Annotated in this window: 12 protein-coding genes; 7 read left to right on the forward strand and 5 right to left on the reverse strand. The window is 70.5% G+C overall.

Going from position 1 to position 22,372, the window contains the following annotated elements:
- Nucleotides 1-459 precede the first annotated feature (459 nt).
- Nucleotides 460-1,182 carry a DUF6875 domain-containing protein gene (locus ACFVAV_RS32595; protein ID WP_379039433.1) on the forward strand — a complete coding sequence of 241 codons (723 nt, stop codon included), beginning with the start codon at nucleotides 460-462 and terminating at the stop codon, nucleotides 1,180-1,182.
- Entirely contained in the window at nucleotides 1,179-14,714 is a 13,536-nt protein-coding gene (locus ACFVAV_RS32600) for an amino acid adenylation domain-containing protein (protein ID WP_379039434.1), read from the forward strand. The genes ACFVAV_RS32595 and ACFVAV_RS32600 overlap by 4 nt, the downstream gene beginning before the upstream one ends.
- On the opposite strand, the gene ACFVAV_RS32605 is transcribed toward ACFVAV_RS32600, so the two are convergent.
- Both ACFVAV_RS32605 and ACFVAV_RS32610 read right to left on the reverse strand, forming a co-directional pair.
- Entirely contained in the window at nucleotides 14,711-14,995 is a 285-nt protein-coding gene (locus ACFVAV_RS32605; RefSeq protein WP_379039435.1) for a GNAT family N-acetyltransferase, read from the reverse strand. The genes ACFVAV_RS32600 and ACFVAV_RS32605 overlap by 4 nt on opposite strands.
- Before the next feature lie 103 nt (nucleotides 14,996-15,098).
- Nucleotides 15,099-16,472, reverse strand: coding sequence for an FAD-binding oxidoreductase (locus tag ACFVAV_RS32610; RefSeq protein ID WP_379039436.1), 1,374 nt, complete (start codon nucleotides 16,470-16,472; stop codon nucleotides 15,099-15,101).
- A 353-nt stretch (nucleotides 16,473-16,825) separates the two neighbouring features.
- On the opposite strand from ACFVAV_RS32610, the gene ACFVAV_RS32615 reads away from it, so the two are divergent.
- Both ACFVAV_RS32615 and ACFVAV_RS32620 read left to right on the forward strand, forming a co-directional pair.
- Complete coding sequence (locus tag ACFVAV_RS32615) at nucleotides 16,826-17,164, forward strand: hypothetical protein (RefSeq protein ID WP_379039437.1); 339 nt, start codon at nucleotides 16,826-16,828, stop codon at nucleotides 17,162-17,164.
- A gap of 120 nt (nucleotides 17,165-17,284) precedes the next feature.
- Nucleotides 17,285-17,788, forward strand: a complete 504-nt coding sequence (locus ACFVAV_RS32620; protein WP_379039438.1) for a GtrA family protein — start codon at nucleotides 17,285-17,287, stop codon at nucleotides 17,786-17,788.
- Here the strand turns inward: ACFVAV_RS32620 and ACFVAV_RS32625 are convergent.
- From ACFVAV_RS32625 to ACFVAV_RS32635, 3 genes are read right to left on the reverse strand one after another with little or no spacing between them, the layout of a single operon-like run.
- Entirely contained in the window at nucleotides 17,759-18,430 is a 672-nt protein-coding gene (locus tag ACFVAV_RS32625) for a Type 1 glutamine amidotransferase-like domain-containing protein (protein WP_379039439.1), read from the reverse strand. The genes ACFVAV_RS32620 and ACFVAV_RS32625 overlap by 30 nt on opposite strands.
- On the reverse strand, nucleotides 18,430-19,272 hold the full coding sequence (locus ACFVAV_RS32630) for a maleylpyruvate isomerase family mycothiol-dependent enzyme (RefSeq protein WP_379039440.1): 843 nt from the start codon (nucleotides 19,270-19,272) through the stop codon (nucleotides 18,430-18,432). Before ACFVAV_RS32630 ends, ACFVAV_RS32625 begins: the two co-directional genes overlap by 1 nt.
- On the reverse strand, nucleotides 19,269-19,721 hold the full coding sequence (locus ACFVAV_RS32635; protein ID WP_379039441.1) for an HIT family protein: 453 nt from the start codon (nucleotides 19,719-19,721) through the stop codon (nucleotides 19,269-19,271). The genes ACFVAV_RS32630 and ACFVAV_RS32635 overlap by 4 nt, the downstream gene beginning before the upstream one ends.
- Nucleotides 19,722-20,129: 408 nt before the next feature.
- Here ACFVAV_RS32635 and ACFVAV_RS32640 point away from each other — a divergent pair, with 408 nt between their 5' ends.
- The 3 genes from ACFVAV_RS32640 to ACFVAV_RS32650 all read left to right on the forward strand — a co-directional run.
- On the forward strand, nucleotides 20,130-21,248 hold the full coding sequence (locus ACFVAV_RS32640; RefSeq protein WP_379039443.1) for a Re/Si-specific NAD(P)(+) transhydrogenase subunit alpha: 1,119 nt from the start codon (nucleotides 20,130-20,132) through the stop codon (nucleotides 21,246-21,248).
- Nucleotides 21,248-21,550 carry an NAD(P) transhydrogenase subunit alpha gene (locus ACFVAV_RS32645; protein WP_056818017.1) on the forward strand — a complete coding sequence of 101 codons (303 nt, stop codon included), beginning with the start codon at nucleotides 21,248-21,250 and terminating at the stop codon, nucleotides 21,548-21,550. Before ACFVAV_RS32640 ends, ACFVAV_RS32645 begins: the two co-directional genes overlap by 1 nt.
- Before the next feature lie 17 nt (nucleotides 21,551-21,567).
- Nucleotides 21,568-22,372, forward strand: an 805-nt coding sequence (locus ACFVAV_RS32650; RefSeq protein WP_379039445.1) for an NAD(P)(+) transhydrogenase (Re/Si-specific) subunit beta, incomplete at its 3' end; no start/stop codon positions are given.

Genomic DNA, 22,372 nt, shown 5'->3' on the forward strand with positions numbered 1-22,372 from the left:
AGCATCGCCGCGACGCAAGGCAGGCACTGCACGGCAAAAAGGCCGGTCACGGGCCGATTCCGGGGCGTTACCTCGATCGTGCGAGGTTACTGGGGGAATGACGATCGAAATGTGTCCACGAATTAAACGGACACTCAACCAATAGATTCAACCGATACCGGAGGGTTATTTATTCGTAGCTTTGCGGCGATTCGTTTCGACCCTTGAATGCAATATACCAAGACAGGTGGGATCAAACTGAGCCGTCGGGGTGCAGGTATGTGGCCGATGTCGATCCTCCTGACTAGTGAAGGGCTGTGACCAGGCCCTTCGGCCGTCTACAGCAGGAGTCGACGACATGATGCAGAGCGCTGGAACCTTGTCCGCGAGGGCTGCCCTCGGAATTCGAGTGGCCCCCTACTCGCGTGTTCAGCGGTGTACTGGGAGAATGCTCGACCTCGTGATGTGGCGAGGTGAATCATGACCGAAGTAATTTTCGGATCCCGTTCGGGAATGAGCTGGCTCCCGCTGTCCACTTCCGGGGAGAACTCCCGATGCACGCAGGAAATGCTCGACCGGATGCGCACCTGGGCGAAGGACTATCTGACCCAGCCGCTGGACGAAATCGGCCGTGACGGTCCGGTCTGCCCGTATGTCAGGCCGTCGATGCGCCGAGACCTGATCTGGGTCGGCCGGGTGGCCGGTGTGCAACCGTGGCCCGCGTATGTGCGGCTGGTGCTCTCGGACGCGCTGGAGCTGTTCCCGAAGTTGCCACCGGACGATGGCGGTGCCGCGGTACTGCGCTGCATGGTGACGGCCCTGCCCGACCTGCACGACTACTCGCTGATCGACGACCTGCACGACGAGCTCAAATCGGAGTTCGTGGAGCGCGGCCTCATGCTCGGGCAGTTCTATCCCGGCTGCTCCCAGCCCGGCCTGTGGAACAAGGACTACCACCCGCTCGACGCGCCGATCCCGATGCTGGTGGTGCGCACGATGATGGCCACCGATTTCCCGTTCCTGCTCTCGCGGCCGGAGTGGATGTCGGCCTACGTCAAGAAGTTCGCGCCCGCCCTGCCCGCGCATGTCCGCAACATCGTGGTGGACAGGCTCATCGCGGGTACCAGCACCGAGGTACCCGAGTACCACATCGTCGAGGATCGGGAACCGCTGAAGGTCGGTGCGGAGAGACGACACGGATGATCCGCGAATTGTCCACCGCGCCGGCGGCCGAGCCGGCCGTGGTCGAGGAGTTTCCGCTCTCACCGGCCCAGCTCGGCATGTGGTACGCCCAGCAACTCGATCCGGCGGTGCCGCTCTACGAGGCGCTGTACTGCGACATGCGCGGTCCGCTCGACATCGACACCCTCCTCGCGGTCTCCCAGCAGGTGAATCGCGAGTTCGAGTCAGGCCAGCTGCGGCTGGTCGGCACCGAGGACGGGCCGCACCAGGTCGTCGACCGGCGGATCGAGCTGGCGGTGTCCTATCTGGACTTCAGCGATGCCGCCGACCCCGAGTCCGAGGCGATCCGGTGGATGCGTGCCGATATCGAGGCGCCGATCGATCTGCTCGGTGACTCTTTGGGAAAGTTCGCGCTGATCCGGATCGGACCGCAGCGGGTGCTGATGTACTCCCGCGGCCATCACATCGCGATCGACGGCTTCGCCGCCGCGACCGAGATGTACCGGGCTGCCGAGCTCTACAACGCGGCGCTGTCCGGGCGGGATCCGCCGCCATGCAAGGCCGCGAGTCTGCGCACGGTGTACGACGCGGAGATGCGCTACCGCAACAGCACGCGCTTCACCGCCGATGCCGACTACTGGTCGCAGCGGATAGCGGACATGCCGCAGCGGTGCAGTCTGGTCGACGCCGCCGCGCCCGCACACGCGCTCGGCCGCGAGCACCGCGCGGAACTGTCGGCCGCGACGAAGGCGCGCCTGGGCGCGGCCGCCGCGCGGTTCGATGTCGGGACGCCGGGGCTGGCGATGGCGGCGCTGGCGGTGTACTACGCGCAGGCGACCGGCACCGAGGACGTCGTGCTGAGCCTGCCGGTGTCCGGCCGCACCACGGCGGTACTGCGCCGATCCGGCGGCATGCTGGCCAATGTGGTGCCGTTGCGGGTGCCGGTCCGGGCCGACAGCACCGTCGCCGACCTGGTCGACGCGATCCGGGTGGAGGTCTCGGGCGCGCTGCGGCATCAGCAGTTCCGCCACGAGGAGATCCGTAGCGGCGACGCGGACGGTCAGGTGACGGGTGGGCGTGGCTTCGTCGGTCCGGTGGTCAACATCATGCTGTTCCCGACCGATGTCGACCTCACCGATGTCGAGACGAGCCTGCATCTGCTGACCTCGGGGCCGATCGAGGACCTGTTCGTCAACTTCTATCAGAGCGGCGCGAACGCCCCCATCCACGTCGACTTCACCGCGAACCCCGACCTCTACGACTCGCAGACCCTGGCCCGCCATCACCGGCGGTTCCTGGCGCTGTTCGAGGCGATGATCGACGCCGACCCGGACACCCCGGTGCGTTCACTCGGGTACTTCCTCCCTGATGAGCTGCCCCTGCGCGCGGGTCTGCGCGGTGCGCCCGCGCCTGCCCCGCGGTTGCTCGCCGACGTGCTCGACGACGGACTGTCGACCGCGGGTCCCCTGGCGACGGCAGTGGTGTCCGGCGAGCGCGAACTCACCTACGGTGCGCTGGATCAGGTTTCGGCCCGGCTGTCGCGGCGGCTCAGCGCGGCGGGCGCCGGTCCGGAGTCCGCCGTGCTGGTGGCGCTGCCGCGGTCGACGGAGTCGGTGGTGGCGTTCTGGGGCGTTGCCCGATCGGGCGCGGCCTACGTACCGGTCGGCGTGTCGAACCCGGCCGAGCGCTTGGCGACCATGGCAACGGAATGCGGTGCGCGGCTTGGTATAACGACGTCGAGCCTGCGGACCGCGTTGCCCGACTCGGTGACTTGGATCGTGCTGGACGACGAGGGGCTCGCCGCCGGCGAAGTCACCGCAACTGCCGACCACACCGGGCCGCTGCCGCGCCCGCGGCTCGAGAATCCCGCCTATATCGTGTTCACCTCGGGCGCCACCGGCACTCCCAAGGGCGTCGTGGTCACCCACGCGGGGATCGCCGCGCTGGCCTCGGCGGTGCGCGACGCCTATGGCGCGGATCGGCAGTCGCGCGTATTGCACTGTCTCAATCCGAGTTTCGACGCGTCCCTGCTCGAACTGCTGGTCGCCTTCACAGCCGGCGCGACGCTGGTGATCGCCGACGCCGACTCGGGGGCGGGCGCGGAACTGGCCGCGGTGATCCGGGACTCGTCGATCACCCACCTGTGCTCCACGCCCGCCGTGCTGACGACGCTGCCGCCCGGTGCCCTCGACGGTGTGCGCGCGGTGTCCACCGGCGGCGAGGCCTGCCCGCCGGAGGTGGTTGCGCGTTTCGGACCCGGTCGGGCCATGGTGAATTCGTACGGTCCGTCGGAAACCACTGTGGCAGCGACGTTCACAGCGCCCTTGACCCCGCACCTCGAGGTAGGAATCGGCTCTCCGGTACCCGGCGTCACGCTGCACGTCCTCGATCACCGGCTCCGCCCGGCGCTCGCCGGAACCCCGGGCGAGCTGTACATCGCGGGCCCCGGCCTGGCTCGCGGGTACGCCGGCCGCACCGGCGCGACAGCGCAACGCATGATCGCCAATCCATTCGGCGCGCCGGGAACCCGCCTGTATCGCAGTGGCGACCTGGTCCGCTGGCGCGCGGTCGAGCAGGCCGACGATGCCCCGGTCTCCTCCGCCGGGCTGGATCGCGCCGGTGATCCGGTCGGCGACCACGGTGTCGGGGCGACGCCGCGTGCCGACGAACCGGCGGGGTCGTTCGTCCTGGAATTCGTGGGCCGCAGCGACTTCCAGGTGAAGCTGCGCGGCATGCGGGTGGAGCCGGGCGAAGTCGACGCCGTGCTGACCACCTGTCCCGGTGTGGAGTTCGCGGTGACGGTGGTGCGCAAGGGTGCGTCGGGCCGGGCCATGCTCGCCTCGTATGTGGTGCCCACGCACGAGTCGGGCGAGCTCGACGCCGCGGCGCTGCGGGAGTTCTGCCTGCAACGATTACCCGCGCACCTGGTTCCGGGCAGCATCACGATGCTGGACGCGCTGCCGCTGACCGGCAACGGCAAGGTCGATCGGCGCGCACTGCCCGAGCCCGACACCACGCCGACGACACCCCGTGCGGACGCCTCCGCGGTCGAGCAGACGCTGAGCGGACTGTTCGCCGAGGTGCTCGGTGTGCCGGAGGTCGGCCCCGAGTCGTCGTTCTTCGCCCTCGGCGGCGACTCGATCCTGTCGATCCAGCTGGTGGCCCGCGGACGGTCCGCCGACCTGGTCTTCTCGGCGCGTGACGTGTTCGAGCATCCCACTCCGGCCGGGCTGGCCGCGGTCGTCGGCGCGCCGGGGGAGCGGACCGTCCTGCGTGAAATACCCGGCGGCGGTGTGGGTCCGGTGGCACGGACGCCGATCGTGGACTGGCTGCTGACCCAGCCCGGCTGGCAGCGGTTCGCGCAGACGATGGTGCTGGCGCTGCCGGATGCCGTCGAGCGCGGCCGGCTGGTGCGCACGCTGCAAGCGCTCATCGACCGCCACGACATGCTGCGCTCGGGGGTCGTCGACGGTGATCAGCTGGAGGTCGCCCCGCCCGCGACGATCGACGCGGCCGACATTGTCGACCATGTCGTCTGCGTGAGCGCCGCGGCCGAGCCGGCGGCGAGTGCCCCTGTCTCGCCGATCGATTCCGCCACCATCGAAAGGGCGACCGCGGCGGCGGTCGATCGGCTCGACCCGGGCGCGGGGGTTGTGCTCGCCGCCACCTGGCTCGACCCCGGCGGTCCCGGCGGACGACTCGTGCTCGCCGTGCATCACCTCGCCGTCGACGCCGTGTCCTGGCGCATCCTGATCGCCGACCTGATGGCAGCCTGGGCCGCGGTGGCCGAGGGCGGGGCCCCGCAGCTGCCGCCGGTCGGCACCTCCATGCGCACCTGGGCGCACGCGCTCGACGCCGCCGCGAGCGCCGCGGAATGGACCGATGAGCTGGACTACTGGTGCGGCGTGCTCGACACCGCGCAGCCACGGCTGGGTGCCCGCCCGCTCGATCCGGCCCGCGACGTCGGAGCGGCCGTCGACCGCATCGAGATCCGGATTCCGGCCGCGACGAGTGCCCCGCTGGTCAGGCACCTGCCGACCGCACTGCGCTGCGGTGTCGAGGAGGCGCTGCTCGCCGCCCTGGTGTCGGCCGTGACCGAGCACCACGGCGCGCCGGGAGCCACGCTGCTCATGCTGGAGCGGCACGGCCGCGACGAGACCGTCGTACCCGGCGCCGACCTGTCGCGCACCGTCGGCTGGTTCACCAGTCAGTTCCCGATCGCGCTCGACCTCGGCGCCGACCCCGATCCGATGTCCGCGGTGGCCGCGGTCAAAGAGCAGCTGCGCGCGGTGCCGCACGGCGGCCTCGGCTTCGGCCTGCTGTGCCACCTCGGCGCCGACGACCGCCTGCGGGCCGCGGGCACGCCGCAGGTCGGGTTCAACTACCTGGGCCAGAGCTCGGGCACCGACGCGGGCATCCCGTGGCTACCGGTCGACGTGGCCGGCCAGCTCGGCGGTGCTGTCGACGCCGAGCTGCCCGCGTCGGCGGTCATCGCCGTCGACGCGGTGACCATGGACGAGCCCGACGGGCCCGTGGTGCACGCGGTGTGGCGGTTCCCGGCCGGGGTCATCGCCCGCGACGAGGTGGAACAGATTGCGCGGCACTGGGTCTCGACACTGGAGACGATCGCGCATGCCGTCGCCGAGCCGGGTGCGGGCGGACTGACACCGTCGGATATCGCGCTGGTGCCGGTCACCGCGACTCAGCTCACCGAGTGGCAGCGCCGCTACCACGACATCGAGGACGTCTGGCCGCTGGCGCCGCTTCAGCAGGGCCTGCTGTTCCACACCCGGCTCACCGCCGGGCACACCGACAAGTACGCCGTGCAAGCCGTCTTCGAACTCGACGGCGAGGTCGATCTCGATCGCCTCGAATCCGCCGCGACGACGCTCGTGCGCAGGCACCCCGCGCTGCGCACCGCCTTCGTGACGACCGCGAACACGGCGGCGCAGCTGGTGCTCGACGAGGTCACCGTGCCGTGGCAGGTGCTCGAGGCGAGCCCGGCCGACTGCGCCACGATCGCCGCGCACGAGCTCGCCCGCCCGTTCGACCCCGAACGGCCGCCGCTGCTGCGCTTCCTGTGCGTGCGCTGCGGACCGCGCGACGTCCGGCTGATCGTCACCAATCATCACCTGGTGCTCGACGGCTGGTCGATGCCGGTGCTGCTGGGTGAACTGCTCGCGCTGTACGAAACCGAGGACAGCGAGCTCGGCGAACCGGTGTCGTATCTGCGGTATCTGGAGTGGCTCGGCCGCCAGGACGCGGCAGGCGCGCGCACGGCGTGGTCCGAAGCGCTGGCCGGACTGGCCGGTCCCACGCTGATCACGGCGGTCCGCCCCCCACTCGACTACGACGGTGAACCCGGCGAGCTGCGCCGGGAGGTGCCGCTGGCGCAGGGCGTCGTCACCGCGCTCACCCGCCATCGCACCGAGCGTGGCGTCACCATGAACACGGTCGTGCAAACCGCGTGGGCGCTGCTGCTGGCCGAGCTGACCGGGCATACCGACGTCGTCTTCGGCACCACCGTGTCCGGACGTCCGCCGGACCTGCCCGGGGCGGAACGGATCGTCGGCATGCTGGTCAACACTGTTCCGGTGCGGATCGGCCTGGTCCCGGACGAGCCGGTCGGCGAGCTGCTGGCCCGCGTACAGCGTGAACAGGGCGTTCTCGTCGACCGGAAATTCCTGGGGCTCACCGAGATCCAGTCGCTCGCCGGGGTCGGTCCGCTGTTCGACACCAGCATGGTCTTCGAGTCGTATCCGATGGACGTGCAGGCGCTGCGGTCGGCCTCCGAGCAGGCGCGCCTGCGGATCCGCGACTTCCACGGCCGCGACGGCACCCACTATCCCCTGTGCCTGTCCGCCGAGGCGCGCGACGGACTGCGGCTCCACCTCACCTGCTCGGACCGGTACTTCGACGACACCGAGGCCACCGTGCTGGCGAATCGGCTGGCCCGCATCGTCGCCCGGCTAGCGGATCCGGCACTACCGGTCGCGGCGGTGCGTGGCGTCGACGGGGCCGAGGTTGTCCGGACCCGGCCGCCGTCTCCGCGCCTGCTGCCCGAGCTGCTCACCGCCGGGGTGCGCACCGGCGGGGTCGCCGTCGTCGGGGACGGCGCGGAGCTCGGGTACGCCGAACTCGACGAGCGGTCGAATCGACTGGCGCGCAACTTGATCGCCGCCGGCGCCGGTCCCGAGGGAGCCGTGCTGATCGCCGTGCCACGCTCGCCCGAATGGCTGCTCGCCGCGTGGGCGATCGCCAAGTCCGGTGCGGCGTTCGTCCCGGTGGACGTCGACCATCCGGCCGAGCGCATCGCCACCGTCGCGCACGACTGCCGTGCCCGCCTCGGCATCACCGTCGCCGCGCACCGGAAGGACTTGCCCGACACCATGTCCTGGCTGGTCATCGACGACGAGTCGTTGGCCGACCGGGTGGCGGCCCGCCCCGCGGGGCCGGTGACCGACGCCGAACGGGTCAGTCCGCTGCACGCCGGGCATCCCGCCTACCTGATCTACACCTCCGGCTCGACCGGTGTCCCCAAGGGCGTGATGGTGACCCACGCCGGTCTCAGCGGACTGGTCGACGGCGTCGCCGCGCGCCTACGACCCGCACCCGGCGACCGCCTCCTGCTGTGCATGAACCCCGCCTTCGATGCCTCGATCCTGGTATGGCTGACCAGCTGTCATGCCGGAGCCACGCTGGTGGTCGCGCCGCCGCAGGCCACGGCGGGCGAACCGCTCGCCGAGGTCATCGCCGCCCACGCGGTCACCCACCTCGTCGCGCCGCCCGCGGTCCTGACCACCTTGCCGACGGCCGCCGTCGCCGGGGTGCGCACGATCGTGACCGGCGGCGAAGCCTGTCCGCCCGAGCTGGTCGCGCGGCTGAGCGAGGGACGGACGATGCTCAACTCCTACGGTCCGGCCGAGGCGACCGTGGCGGTGACGTTGAGCGCCCCGCCGGCCGAGGACGACGCGGGCGATCTCGGTGCGCCGCTGCCGGGTTGCGGCCTCGCGGTCCTGGACGGGTGGCTGCGGCCCGTGCCGCCCGGCGCGGTCGGCGAGCTGTATCTGACGGGCCCCGGCCTGGCTCGCGGATATGCGGGCGCGGTCGCGCGCACCGCGGAACGCTTCGTGGCCAACCCGTTCGGCGCGCCCGGTGAGCGCATGTACCGCACCGGCGACCTGGTGCGCCGGGCGTCGACGGACCGGCTGAACTACGTCGGGCGCAACGACTCCCAGATCACACTGCACGGAATCCGGGTGGAGCCGGGCGAAGTCGACGCGGCGCTGCTCGCGGCGCCCGGTGTCGCGCTGGCTGTCACCGTGCCGCGGCGCGGGCCGAAGGGCGAGCAGACCCTGGCGTCGTATGCCGCCCCCGTCGCCGGCGTCGAGCTGACCCCGACCGCGCTGCGCGAGTTCCTGGTGCGGCGGCTGCCCCGGCACCTGGTGCCCGCGACGGTCACGGTGCTGGACGCGCTGCCGGTCACCGGCAACGGCAAGGTCGACGTGCGCGCGCTGCCCGAACCTCGGCCCACCGTCGCCCCCTACGTCGCTCCGACAGGTGCGGAACGGCTGGTGGCGCAGGCCTACGCCGCGGTGCTCGAGCACCCCGAGGTCGGCGCCGACGACGATTTCTTCGCCCTCGGCGGCGACTCGTTGTCGGCGACGCGGGTGGCCGCCCGGCTCGGCGCCGAACTCGGCGTCGAGGTGCCGGTGCGGCTGCTGTTCGAAGCGCCGACCGTGCACGGCCTGGCCGCCCGGCTCGACAGCGACACCTTGCTCCCCGCAGGCGCGCTCGGCGGCCCGCACGCGGGACAGCGGCCGGAGCGGATCCCGCTCGCCCCCGCGCAACGGCGCATGTGGTTCGTCAACCAGTACGACCCGTCCTCGGGCGCCTACAACATCCCGGCCGTCCTGCGGCTGACGGGACGACTCGACCTCGCCGCGCTGCGGGCGGCGCTGGCCGATGTGGTCGGCCGACACGAGGCGCTGCGCACGATGTACCCCGATCACGACGGCATCGGCTACCAGGTCGTCATCACACCGGCGGAACTCGGTGGCCACGTCGAGGCGATCGACATCGCCGCCGCCGACCTGCCCGCCGCCGTTCTAGACTGCGTCACCGAGGGTTTCGACGTCGCCACCGCGGTCCCGCTGCGGGTGCGGCTGTTCCGGCTCGGCCCCGAGGAGCACGTCCTGGCTGTGGTGGTGCATCACATCAGCGTGGACGGGTACTCGATGGGAACGCTGGCCCGCGACGTGATATCCGCCTACACCGCCCGCGCGGCGGGCACCGCACCGCAGTGGCCGGAGCACGCGGTGCAGTTCGCGGATTACACACTCTGGCACCGTGATCGGCTCGGCGACGCCGACGATCCGGAGTCGCTGGCGGCCCAGCAGCTGGCGTACTGGACCGAAACCCTGGCCGGACTGCCGGATCGGCTCGAGTTGCCCGCCGACCGGCCGAGACCCGCCGTCGCGTCGCTGCGCGCGGGCACCGTCGCGCGCACGATGGAACCCGACCTGCGCACCGGACTGGAACAGCTTGCCGCGCAGCGGCAGTGCTCGCTGTTCATGGTGTTGCACAGCGCCCTCGCCGTGTTGTTCGCCCGGCTCGGCGGCACCGCCGACGTCGCCGTCGGTACCCCGGTCGCCGGACGCGGGGTCGCCGAACTCGACGACGTGGTCGGCATGTTCGTCAACACCGTGGTGCTGCGCACCGAGGTGCCTGCCGCGCTGTCGTTCACCGACCTGCTCGACCGCGTGCGCCGCACCGACCTCGACGCCTTCGCGCACGCCGAGGTCCCCTTCGAGCAGCTCGTCGACCTGCTCGAACCCGTTCGGTCGGCGGCACGGCACCCGCTGATCCAGGCCATGCTGGTATTCCAGAATCTCGGCCGCCGCGAGATCACCCTGCCCGGACTCCAGGTCGAGGTGGTGGACCTGGACCAGCAGAGCCTGCGGTTCGACCTGAGCGTCACGGTCGGCGACGACGCCGCGGACGGGCTGTCGGTCCGGTTCGGCTATGCCACCGACCTTTTCGACGCGGGCACCGCCGCGAGCTTCGCCGACCGCTGGCTCACCCTGTTGCGTGCTGTCGTGGCGAATCCCGATGTGCCGGTGGGTGATATCGATCTGCTCGACGAGCACGAGCACGAGGTACTGCCCGGCACGGCACTACCCGCCGTCGCCGCTCCCGCCGTCCTCGCCGATCTGCTGGCCGCGGCCGTCACCGCGAACCCGGCGGGCGTCGCGATCGTCGACGGGTCGACCAGGCTCACCTACCGCGAACTCGACGAACGCTCGAATCGTTTGGCCCGGAAGCTGATCCAGGCCGGAGCGGGCCCGGAGGAGCTGATCGTCATCGCCGTCCGCCGCAGCGCCGAACAGGTCCTCGCGGTCTGGGCCGTGGCCAAAACCGGCGCCGCGTTCGTCCCCGTCGACCCCGCCTACCCTGCCGAACGCATCGCCCAGATCCTCGCCGACTCCGGTGCGTCCCTGGGCATCACCACGATCGAGGCTGAATCGATCCGTCCATGGACCGACGCCACGCGTACCGATGTCGGGCCCGCGGATTCCGCGCACTGGTTGCTGCTAGACGACCCAGGTTTCGCGACGCAGCTCTCCGCCACCTCGGACGCGCCGATCGATCCCGGCGAACGCCACGGCACACCGCAGTTCGCACACCCGGCGTATGTCCTCTTCACCTCCGGGTCCACCGGCCGCCCCAAAGGCGTGGTCGTCACGCATGCGGGGCTGGCGAACCTGGTCGCTGCGCAACGGGAACGGCTGGACACCACGGGCGAATCGCGGGTGCTGCACGTCGCCTCACCCAGTTTCGACGCCGCGGTGCTGGAACTGCTGCTGGCCGCGGGTGCGGGCGCCACGCTGGTGGTCGCCGGACCGACCGCCTTCGGCGGCGCGGAACTGGGCGAGCTGCTCGCCCGCGAACGGGTCACCCACATCGCGCTCACCCCTTCGGCACTGGCCTCGGTGGATACCGTGGCGCACGAGGACCTGCGGGCGATCATCACCGGCGGCGAACCGTGCCCGCCGGAGCTGGTGCAGCGGTGGGCCGCGCCGGGCCGCGTGCACTTCAACGACTACGGCCCCACCGAGGCCACCATCTGGGCCACCGGGGCGGGCCCGCTCGTGCCCGGTGCCGAGATCACCATCGGCACCGGGATTCCCGGCCTGGCCGCGCTCGTGCTCGACGAGCGGCTTCACCCGGTCCCCGACGGCGTCGCCGGCGAACTGTATCTGGCCGGACCAGCACTCGCCCGCGGCTACCATGGTCGCCCCGACCTCAGCACCGCGTGTTTCGTCGCCGACCCGTACGGCGCACCGGGCGAGCGGATGTATCGCACCGGCGATCTCGTGCGCAGGCGCGCGCAGGGCCTCGAGTACCTGGGCCGCTCCGACCTCCAGGTGAAGCTGCGCGGCCTGCGCATCGAGCCGGGCGAGATCGAAGCGGCGTGCACCGCCGACCCGGCGGTGCACCAGGCCGTGGTCACCGTCCACACCGATGCCGCGCTCGGCGAACTGCTCGTCGCCTACCTGGTGCCGGAACACTCGGCCCAGTTCGACCTCGATGCGGTGAAAGAAGCTCTGGCGCAGCGGCTTCCGTCCTACATGGTGCCCACGGCGATCGTCGTCCTCGACGCGTTGCCGCGCACCGGCAACGGCAAGCTCGACCACCGCGCGCTGCCCGCCCCCGACCTCAGGTCCGGCCGGTTCCGCGCCCCCGTCACCCCGACCGAGCGGACGGTGGCCGACATCTTCGCCGAGCTGCTCGGTGTCCCCGAGGTCGGCCTGGACGACAACTTCTTCGCCCTCGGCGGCAACTCCCTCATCGCGACCAGGATCGCGGCGCGACTCGGTGCCGCCCTCGACGCCCGCATCCCGGTGCGCGTGGTCTTCGACTCGCCGACCGTCGCCGACCTGGCCGTCGCCGTACGGACCGCGGCCACCGCACCCGGTCCGCGGCCCGGCCCCCGCCACCGCCCCGAACGGGTCCCGCTCTCGGCGGCGCAGCGGCGCATGTGGTTCCTCAACCGGTACGACCCCGCCTCGCCCGCCCACAATGTGCCGATCGCGCTGGCGGTCGAGGGCGAGCTCGACGTGGCGGTGCTGCAGGCAGCGCTGATGGATGTCGTGGCCCGCCACGAATCGCTGCGCACGGTGTACCCGGTCGACGCCGACGGCGAGCCGTACCAGGATGTCCGTGCCGTCGCCGAGGCGCCTGTGCCGATTCGGGTCGCCCCCATCGAACCGGAACAGGTCAGGGACCGGGTCGCCACCGAGATCGGGCAGGGATTCGACCTCACCACCGAAGTGCCCCTGCGCGTGCAGCTGTTCCGGATCGATCACCACCGCTGGGTGCTGGTGGCGACGTTGCACCACATCGCCTCCGACGGTTGGTCGGTGGCCCCGCTGACCCGCGACGTGCTGGTGGCCTACGCGGCCCGCCGGGCGGGCGCCGCGCCCACCTGGACGCCGCTGCCGCTGCAATACCCCGACTACGCGCTGTGGCAGCACGAACTGCTCGGCGACGAGGACGATCCCGGCAGCGTGTCGTACCAGCAGCTGGCGTTCTGGCGCACCGCTCTCGACGGATTGCCCGAGGTCTCGGCGCTGCCCAGCGACCATCCGCGGCCCGCGGAGCTCACCCACCGGGCGGGACTGACGGAATTCGACATCGACGCCGCGATCCAGGTGCGGCTGCGGGAACTGGCCCGCTGGCACGGGGTCAGCGTGTTCATGGTGGCCCACGCGGCGCTGGCGGTACTGCTGGCCCGGCTGTCGGACACCACCGACGTGGCGATCGGCTCGGTCATCGCGGGCCGCGGTGACGGCGATCTCGACGACCTCGTCGGCATGTTCGTCAACACGCTGGTGCTGCGCAGCCGCGTCCACCCCGAGGCCACCTTCGACACCCTGCTCGCCGCGACCAAGGACGGCGACCTGGACGCGTTCGGCAACGCCGACATCCCCTTCGAACGACTTGTCGAGGTGATGGCACCCACCCGATCCACCTCCTACCATCCGCTGTTCCAGGTGCTGCTCGTCTTCCAGAACTTCGATCGCGAGGCGGTGGAACTGCCCGGCCTGCGGCTCGACCCGCTCGACATGCCGCCGGTCGGCGCGAAATTCGACCTCGAGTGGATGCTGGCCGAGAACTTCGGCCCCGACGGCGCGCCCGCGGGCATGTCCGGGACGCTCACCTTCTCCCGCGATCTGTTCGAGGAAGACACCGCGCGGACACTGGCGCACCGGTTCGTCGACATGCTCGACGCGCTCACCGCCGACCCGGGCCGCGTCGTCGGCGAACTCGACGTCACCGCGCCGCCGGGAACCATCGTGTATCCCGTCGTCCGAGCCCCGGAACACCGTGCCGACCTGCCTTATCGGCCGCCGGTCACCCCCGTCGAGGAGGCCGTCGTCGCCGCGTTCGAGTCCGTCCTCGGCGTAGCGCGGGTCGGCTTGGACGACAACTTCTTCGAACTCGGCGGCACCTCCATGATCGCCGTCCGGCTGGTCGCCCAGATCCGTGACCGCCTCGATGTCGCGATGCCGGTGCAGTGGATGTTCGCTGATCCGACGCCGGACGCGCTCGCCCAGCGCATCACCACCGGGGACGCGGTCGACCCGGCCCTGCGGAACCTGGTGCCGTTGCGCGCGGGCGGCAGTGGCCCCGCGCTGTTCTGCGTGCACCCGGCGATCGGCGTGGCCTGGTGCTACGCGGGTCTGCCCGGTCACCTCGATCCCGGCTTCCCGGTCTACGGCCTGCAGTCGCCCGGAATCGCGAGCGAGCAACCCGATCGGTCACTGCGGGACCGGGTCGTCCACTACGCCGACGAGATCCAGGCGATCCAGCCCGCCGGACCGTACCGGCTGCTCGGCTACTCCGCGGGCGGGCCGATCGCGCACGCCGTCGCGGTCGAACTCCAGCGCCGCGGCGCCGAGGTCGACGCGCTGACCATCCTCGACGGCCGCGCCGATGTCGACCCGGCCGCTGCCGCCGAACTGCCACCGCCGGAGACCCTGCTCGCCGAGTTCGGTGGCTTGGACCCGGCGCTGCTGGACGGCGACCGGCCGGTGGCCGAACACGCCGCCGAACTCCTGCGCGCCGGCGCCGCCGGCGCCGCTCCTGATCGAATCGTGCCGCCAGCGTCGTCGGCCGATTCCGCGGCGGATCGGTACACCGCCGCACCGCTGCCCGGCGCCGACAATGACGTCGGCGCCGGCATCGGTAACCCGATCGCGGGTCTCCTCGGCGCGCTCACCGCGGCGGATCTGCAGCGGCTCTACGCCGACTACCAGCAGATCGTGCGCGAGGCGGCCGAGTACGAACCCGGGATCTTCGACGGTGATCTGCTGTTCTTCAGCAGCACCAGCGCCCGCCCCGGCTACGAGGCCAACGCCGGCACCTGGCGCCCCTACGTCAGCGGCGCGATCATCGACAACCAGACCGGCCACGAACACAACCGGCTCACCGGCCCGGACGCGCTCGCCGTGATCGGCCCGATCCTGGCCGGCTATCTGCGCGATTAAGCCACCAGGTCGGCGTATTCGCGGTGCTCGGCGATGTACTTCTCGACGTACCAGCAGGTGGGGATGATGTGGTAGCCGTTGGCGCGGGAGTCGCGCAGCGCGTATTCGACGACCTCGGCGGCGACACCATGGCCACGGAATTCGGGGAAGGTCATGGTGTGGTGGAAGTCGCGGACCTTCGGATCCTCGCGTTCGGCGTAGTCGGCGTAGCCGGCGAGGACGTCGTCGAGGTAGATCTCGAAACGAGTGTCGGCGACGTTGTGCTCGAGCCTGGTGGTCATACCGGATGCTAACCCGGCCGCCCGGCCCGATGTTCCACTGGTGGTGCAGCGGGCGAAGCCCTCATCAGACCTGCGCATGGCCGGAGCGAAGGCGGAGGTACGCCTAAAGGACCGCGCCGGGGTTGAGGATGCCTTCCGGGTCGAGGGCGTCCTTGATGCGGCGGGTCAGCGCCATCACCTCGGGGCCGACCTGGTCGGGCAGCCACGCCTTCTTCAAGCGCCCGACGCCGTGTTCACCGGTGATCGTGCCGCCGAGCGCGATGGCGAGGTCCATGATCTCGCCGAACGCGCGGTGCGCGCGGGCGGTGTTGTCCGGGTCGGTGGGGTCGTGCACGATCAGCGGGTGGGTGTTGCCGTCGCCGGCGTGCGCGATCAGCGACACCAGCACGTCGTTGCGTTCCCCGATGGCGGCGATGCCGGTGATCAGGTCACCGAGCCGGGGGAGTGGCACGCCGACGTCCTCGAGCAGCAGCGACCCGATCCGCTCCACCGCGGGAATAGCGAATCGCCGTGCGGCGGTGAAGGCTTCGCCTTCGGCGGGGTCTTCGGTATCGAAAACCTCGGTCGCCCCGGCCTTCTCGCACAGCGACACCATCAGCTTCGCCTCGTGCGCGGCGAACTCGCCCGGCGCGTCGGAGCGGGCGACGAGCAGCGCGGCGGCGGTGCGGTCCAGCCCCATCCGCATCTCGTCCTCGACGGCGTTGATCGCCACCGTGTCCATGAATTCGAGCATGGCGGGACGCAAGGTCGAGGTGATGGCCAGGATCGCGTCGGTGGCCGCGGTGAGCGAGGCGAAACTCGCGACGACGGTCGCCTGCGGCGGCTGCGCGGGCAGCAGCCGCAGGGTGAGCTCGGTGATCACCCCGAGCGTGCCCTCGCTGCCGACGAACAGCTTGGTCAGCGACAGCCCGGCCGAGTCCTTCAGCCGTGGCCCGCCCAGGCGCGCCACGGTCCCGTCGGCGAGCACGACCTCCATGCCGAGCACGTAGTCGGTGGTGACGCCGTATTTCACACAGCACAGCCCGCCCGCGTTGGTCGCCGCGTTGCCGCCGATCGAGCACATCTCGAACGAGGACGGATCGGGCGGATACCACAGCCCCTCCGCCGCGACGGCCCGCTTCACCTCGGCATTGAGCAGCCCCGGCTGCACCACGGCGGTCCGGGTGACCGCGTCGACGCGAATCTCCCGCATCAACTCGGTGCTCAGCACGATCCCGCCGTCCACCGCGGTCGCCCCGCCGGACAGTCCCGACCCGGCCCCGCGCGGCACGACGGGCACCCGCCCGGCATGCGCCCACCGCAGCGTGGCGACCACATCCGCGGTGCTGCGCGCCCGCACCACCGCGACCGGCGTCCCGGCATCGGGATCACGCGCCCAATCCTGCCGGTACCCCGCCAGCAGATCGGGATCGATGACCACCGCGCCCTCGGACACCGCGGAAATCAACGCATCGAGGTCAACCCTGCTCTCGTCCACTCGTCAACGCTAACCCGCGCCACCCGCCTCGCGCGGGCACTCGCGCCTGTCGGATGATCAGCACGCTCGGGGTGCAGGTATGGCCACCATTCGGGGGTGGTGGTCGACTGACCAGATCAGCGCCGAGGTGGTGTGTTGCAGACCAAGTGAGTTTCCGCATGATTGTGATCCGGTGCGTTCGGTTGGTGTATACGGCGTCCAACCCGTCACAATGCCCATAACGGGTGTGTTCGACGGCGATTCGCCGCCGCGCGCCCGGCGCGTTTCGAATTCCGCTCTACGGTGCGCCCGCTCGCGCATCGCATCAACCGACGCGGCCGCGTCGCACCGTATTTCGCCGGGAGGGCTGGAAGATGAAGGAACCGCAGGACCGCAGCGAGTTGGTCGGCGCCCTGCTGGCCGCCGAGTTCGCCGACGCCGGGATCGACCCCGACGCGATGGGCCGTGTCCACGCGGGCGCGCACGAGGAATGGCTGTCGGCGCTGGAAGCGACCGGGATGTTCGGCATCCGCGCACTGGCCGAGATCGCCGCCGAATGGGCCGCCGATCCGCGCCTGCTGCGCGACGCCCTGCTGGCCGAGGCGGACGAGTTCACCCGCCGCCGCTGCCTGGCCACCTGGACCACGTTCGACCACGGTCCGGCGGCACCCACCGGTTCCGCGCAGGCGCGGGCCGTCGCCCTGCACCACTGAGCCCGGCTGTCGTCCGTCGGTGGATCCGCGCGGGCCGTAGCCCTGCCGTACCGAGCCCGCCGACTCACCCGTTTGCCGTCTGCTCACCTCGGCGTCATCTCGCGCTGGCAGGCTGGCCCCGTGGAGCAGCACGCGAGTGTCACCGACTCGATGGCCGACCGGTTCACCCGCTGGTGCGAGGCCGTCGTCGCGCGTCTGCCGTTCGGGCTGAACCGGTATGTGCCCGCGACCTTCCTCGGCTTCGCGCTGATCAACAGCTTCACCTTCGGCGTCGACCTGCTGCTGCTGACGCTGCTGCACGAGGGACTCGCCCTGCCCGTCTGGCTGTCCATCAGCCTGGCCTACATCGTCGCGTTCGGCCTTGCCTTCCTGCTGAACCGCACCTTCAACTTCCACTCGCACGCCCCCATGGGCAAGCAGGCCGCGGTGTACGCGGTCGTGGTGGGAGTGAACTACCTGGCGTTCATCCTCGGCGTCGGCTCCGGGCTGGCCGCGCTCGGCGTGGAGTACCACGTGGCGCGGCTGCTGGCAGGTGCCTGCGAGGCGGTATATATGTACTGCGCGATGCGCTGGATCGTGTTCCGGCGCAAGCGATCAGCGGATCCGGTCGGCGCCGGCCGGTGACCGCCCGCGCAGCACCTCGGTGCGGTCGCCGTCCACCAGGACGACATCGTCGTCGGTGAGCGCCCAGTGCGCGACGCCCTCGGCCCGGCAGCGCGCCAGCATGTTCGCCGCCTCGCCGTCCGGATCGGTGGGCGAATCGAGGTGGACGACCAGGCGCCGATCCACCAATCCCAATCCGTCCCACCGCGGTTCGACACCGGTGGCGGGCTGGACCTCGGCGGGATCGTCCATCGTTTCCAGTCCGTGCAGATCGGGGCCGAGCAGGCAGGCCCCCGCGCTGTAACCCGCGTAGACCAGCGCGTCCTCGCGAAGCAGCGCGGGCAGCACGGAATCGGCACCGCTGCGGGCGAATTGGGCCCGCAGCACGAAGGTGTTGCCACCGCGCACCCACACCATGGCGAACTCGCGCAGCCGCCGCTCGAGCTGTCCCGGCTGCCCGGCGTAGTCGCGTAGGTCGACCACCTCGGGCGAATAACCTTGCTGCCGTAGCGGATTCACATCGCTGGTGACCGCTGCGGACCAGGCGTCGGGCCACGCGTCGCAGGCGTTCGGGATCACCGCGACCCGGCCGGGTGCGCCGACGAGCCCGGCGAGCCGGTCGGCGAAGGCGCCGAATCGGTAGGACGCCAGGAACAGCCGCATCAGATGGTGAAGGCCAGGTTCTGCACCAGTCGCTCGCCGAGGGCGGTGTCGCCCGTGACGGTGACCGCGTCGCGGTGCGCGGCCGCGGTGGTCCGCCCGCCGCGCAACCGCGCGAACAGCCCGGAATCCATGCTGATCACGGCGGTCGGTTCGCCCTCGGCGGCGTCGAGCACCGCGCCGCGCCCGTCGACCACCGCGAGGTGGATCTGCCGGGTGACCGGTCCGCTGAGGTCGATGGTGATCAGCGAACCGTCCGGCGCCTTCGCGCCCTTCACCACCGCGCGGCCCAGCCCCAGGGTGAGCTCGGTGAACGCGGTCTCCGCGCGCCCGCCGCCTTCGGGCACCGTGCGGCCGATCCCGTCGGCCAGGTCGAGCTCGTGCATCCAGCAGTCGAACAGGCGCACCCGCATGAACCGCCCGTAGGCGACCTGCCCGACCGGCGACACCGTCGGCGCCTGCCAGGCCTGCTCGTCCATCGCGGCCAGCGCCGCCCGCCTGCGGTCGGTCACCTCGTCGAACAGGGCGAGCAGCCGCTTGCCGGAGAGCGGGCGCAACCGGTCGACCCAGATCTCGTTCAGTACCGCGACCTCGTTGCGCACGTGCGGCAGCGTCCGCACATCGGTCTTGGGGCGCAACGGATCGTGCGGCGGCGGGGTATCGCCGAGCAGCCACGACTCGGTCCCGATCACATGCGCGACCACGTCGAACAGCGTCCAGCCGGGCAGCGGGGACGGCTTGCGCCACGCCTTCTCGTCGAGGTCGGCCACCAGACTGCCGATGGCCTCCCACTGCTGGGAGAGCAGGTCGGTGAGCTGCTCGCGATCGGGCGTCCGGTCGGTCATCCCTGTGCTCCTTCTGCTTCGCTCTGATCGAGCGCGGTGATGCCGGCACGGATCGCCGCTGCGGTCGAATTCGGTTCGTGCGGACGGCGCAGCAGAAAGCCCTTGGCGAAACTGAGTTTGTCACCGTGCTTGCGCGGCACCACGTGCAGGTGGACGTGGGCGACGGTCTGGAAGGCCGCTGTGCCGTCGTTGAGAATCAGATTGGCGCCGTCGCTGGCCAGCCCACTGCGGCGCAGGGCGCGCGCGAGCCGATGACCGGTGCGGAAGATCGTGGCACCGAGTTCGGGATCGAGATCGTCGAGTTCGGTGGCGTGCTGCTTGGGAACGACCAGCGTGTGCCCGCGGGTGATCGGCCGGATGTCGAGGAACGCGCACACCGCGTCGTCCTCGTAGACCTTGGTCGCCGGTGCAGCACCCGCCACGATCGAGCAGAAGACGCAGTCGTTCACAGCATCGACCCTACGGTGTGGCCCAGGTCGCGCAACAGCCCGAACCGTCCACCGGCATGACACGCGTCACGTTCGCGCGCCGAACAGGTCATTCGACCAGGATTCGGACGTCCAGGTAAGTACCCCACTCGCACGTGCGGTCTTGTCCGGCCCTACCTGCGGCGACGAATCTGATCGAGGACGCGAGCTCGCGTCCGCCGAGCGGAAAGGTCGTCAACTTGGCGAAACAGGTCGGCTCTGTCCGATTTCCCAGTGGACGGTCCAGCGCTCCGATGTGACGGGCATCTCCGCTAGGCTCACCGCGAACCGAGTACAGTTGCGAGGATTTCAGCCGATATTACTCGTAGGTAACTTCGGCTGACCCGTTGTTCCCAGGCTCGAAGCCAGCACGAAAAGGAAGTCTGACTAGTGGAGACAACGCAAAACGTGGGCGAGGGTTCGCCGCGCGGCGCGCGTGTCGGAGTCGTTCGCGAGTCCGGCGCGGGCGAGCGGCGGGTCGCCTTGGTGCCCAAGATCATTCCCGCCCTGTCCAAGCAGGGCGTCGAGGTGGTCGTGGAAGCCGGTGCCGGCCTCGGCGCGCTCATCCCCGACGCGGCCTATGTCGAGGCGGGCGCGACCATCGGTGATCCGTGGTCGGCCGACGTCGTGGTCAAGGTGGCCCCGCCCAGCGACGCCGAGGTGGGCAAGCTGTCCTCCGGACAGACCCTGATCGGGTTCCTCGCGCCCCGCAATGCCGAGAACCAGATCGGTGCTTTGAAGTCGGCCGGGGTGCAGGCGTTCGCCGTCGAGGCGATCCCGCGTATCTCGCGTGCGCAGGTGATGGACGCGCTGTCCTCGCAGGCGAATGTGGCCGGCTACAAGGCCGTGCTGCTCGCCGCGTCGGAGTCGACCCGCTTCTTCCCGATGCTGACCACCGCGGCGGGCACCGTGAAGCCGGCCACCGTGCTGGTGCTCGGTGTCGGTGTCGCCGGTCTGCAGGCTTTGGCCACGGCCAAGCGCCTGGGTGGCCGCACCACCGGCTACGACGTGCGCCCCGAGGTCGCCGATCAGGTGCGTTCGGTCGGCGCGCAGTGGCTGGACCTGGGTATCGACGCTGCCGGTGAGGGCGGCTACGCCCGCGAGCTCACCGAGGACGAGAAGGCTGCCCAGCAGCAGGCCCTCGAGGACGCGATCAAGGGTTTCGACGTGGTGATCACCACCGCGCTGGTGCCGGGTCGTCCCGCGCCGCGCCTGGTCACCGCCGCCGCGGTGGAGGGTATGAAGCCCGGCAGCGTGATCGTGGACCTGGCCGGTGAGACCGGCGGTAACTGTGAACTCACCGAGCCCGGTGAGGTCGTGGTCAAGCACGAGGTGACCATTGCCTCGCCGCTGAACCTGCCCGCCACCATGCCCGAGCACGCCAGCGAGCTGTATTCCAAGAACATCGCCGCGCTGCTGGAGTTGATGCTGGTCGACGGCAAGCTCGCGCCCGATTTCGAGGATCAGGTGCTGGCGGATTCCTGCGTCACTCGTGAGGTGGAAGCCTGATGTACACCGAACTTCTCGCGAACATCGCGATCCTGGTCCTGTCCGGGTTCGTCGGATTCGCCGTCATCTCCAAGGTCCCCAACACCCTGCACACCCCGCTGATGTCGGGCACCAACGCCATCCACGGCATCGTCGTGCTCGGCGCGCTGGTGACGCTGGGCAATGTGAAGGACCCGTCCCTGCTGGTGCAGGTGATCCTGTTCGTCGCCGTGGTGTTCGGAACGCTGAACGTCATCGGTGGTTTCGTGGTCACCGACCGCATGCTCGGCATGTTCAAGGGCAAGAAGAAGGCGGCCGAGTGATGCACGCAGTCGACAACATGACCTACCTGGTCAACGGCCTCTACATCGTGGCCTTCTCCATGTTCATCTACGGCCTGATGGGCCTGACCGGCCCGAAGACCGCCGTGCGCGGTAACCAGATCGCCGCGGTCGGCATGGGCATCGCCGTGATCGCCACGCTGATCTCGGTGCGCCACGCGGACATGATCAACTGGATCCTGATCGGCGCGGGCCTGGTCGTCGGTGTGGCGCTGGGTGTCCCGCCCGCCGTGCGCACCAAGATGACCGAGATGCCGCAGCTGGTCGCCGCGTTCAACGGCGTCGGTGGTGGCACCGTGGCATTGATCGCGTGGGCCGAGTTCATCGACAGCTCGGGCTTCTCGGCCCTGCACGACGAACCCACCATCCACATCATCATCGGCTCGCTGTTCGCCGCGGTGATCGGTTCGGTCTCGTTCTGGGGCTCGATCATCGCCTTCGCCAAACTGCAGGAGATCCTGTCCGGCAAGCCGATCGGCATCGGCCGCCTGCAACAGCCGCTGAACCTGCTCCTGCTCGCCGGCGCGATCCTGTGCGCCGTGGTGATCGGCCTGGGCGCCGACAACGGCGGCGTCTCGCAGCTGTGGATGATCGGCCTGCTCGTCCTCGCCGGCATCCTGGGTCTGATGGTCGTGCTGCCCATCGGTGGCGCGGACATGCCCGTCGTGATCTCGCTGCTCAACGCCCTGACCGGTCTGTCGGCCGCGGCCGCGGGTCTGGCACTGAACAACACCGCGATGATCGTCGCGGGCATGATCGTCGGCGCGTCCGGCACCATCCTGACCAACCTGATGGCCAAGGCCA

Origin of the sequence: Nocardia sp. NPDC057663 (assembly GCF_042799895.1) — a bacterium.
Taxonomy (GTDB): Bacteria; Actinomycetota; Actinomycetes; order Mycobacteriales; family Mycobacteriaceae; genus Nocardia.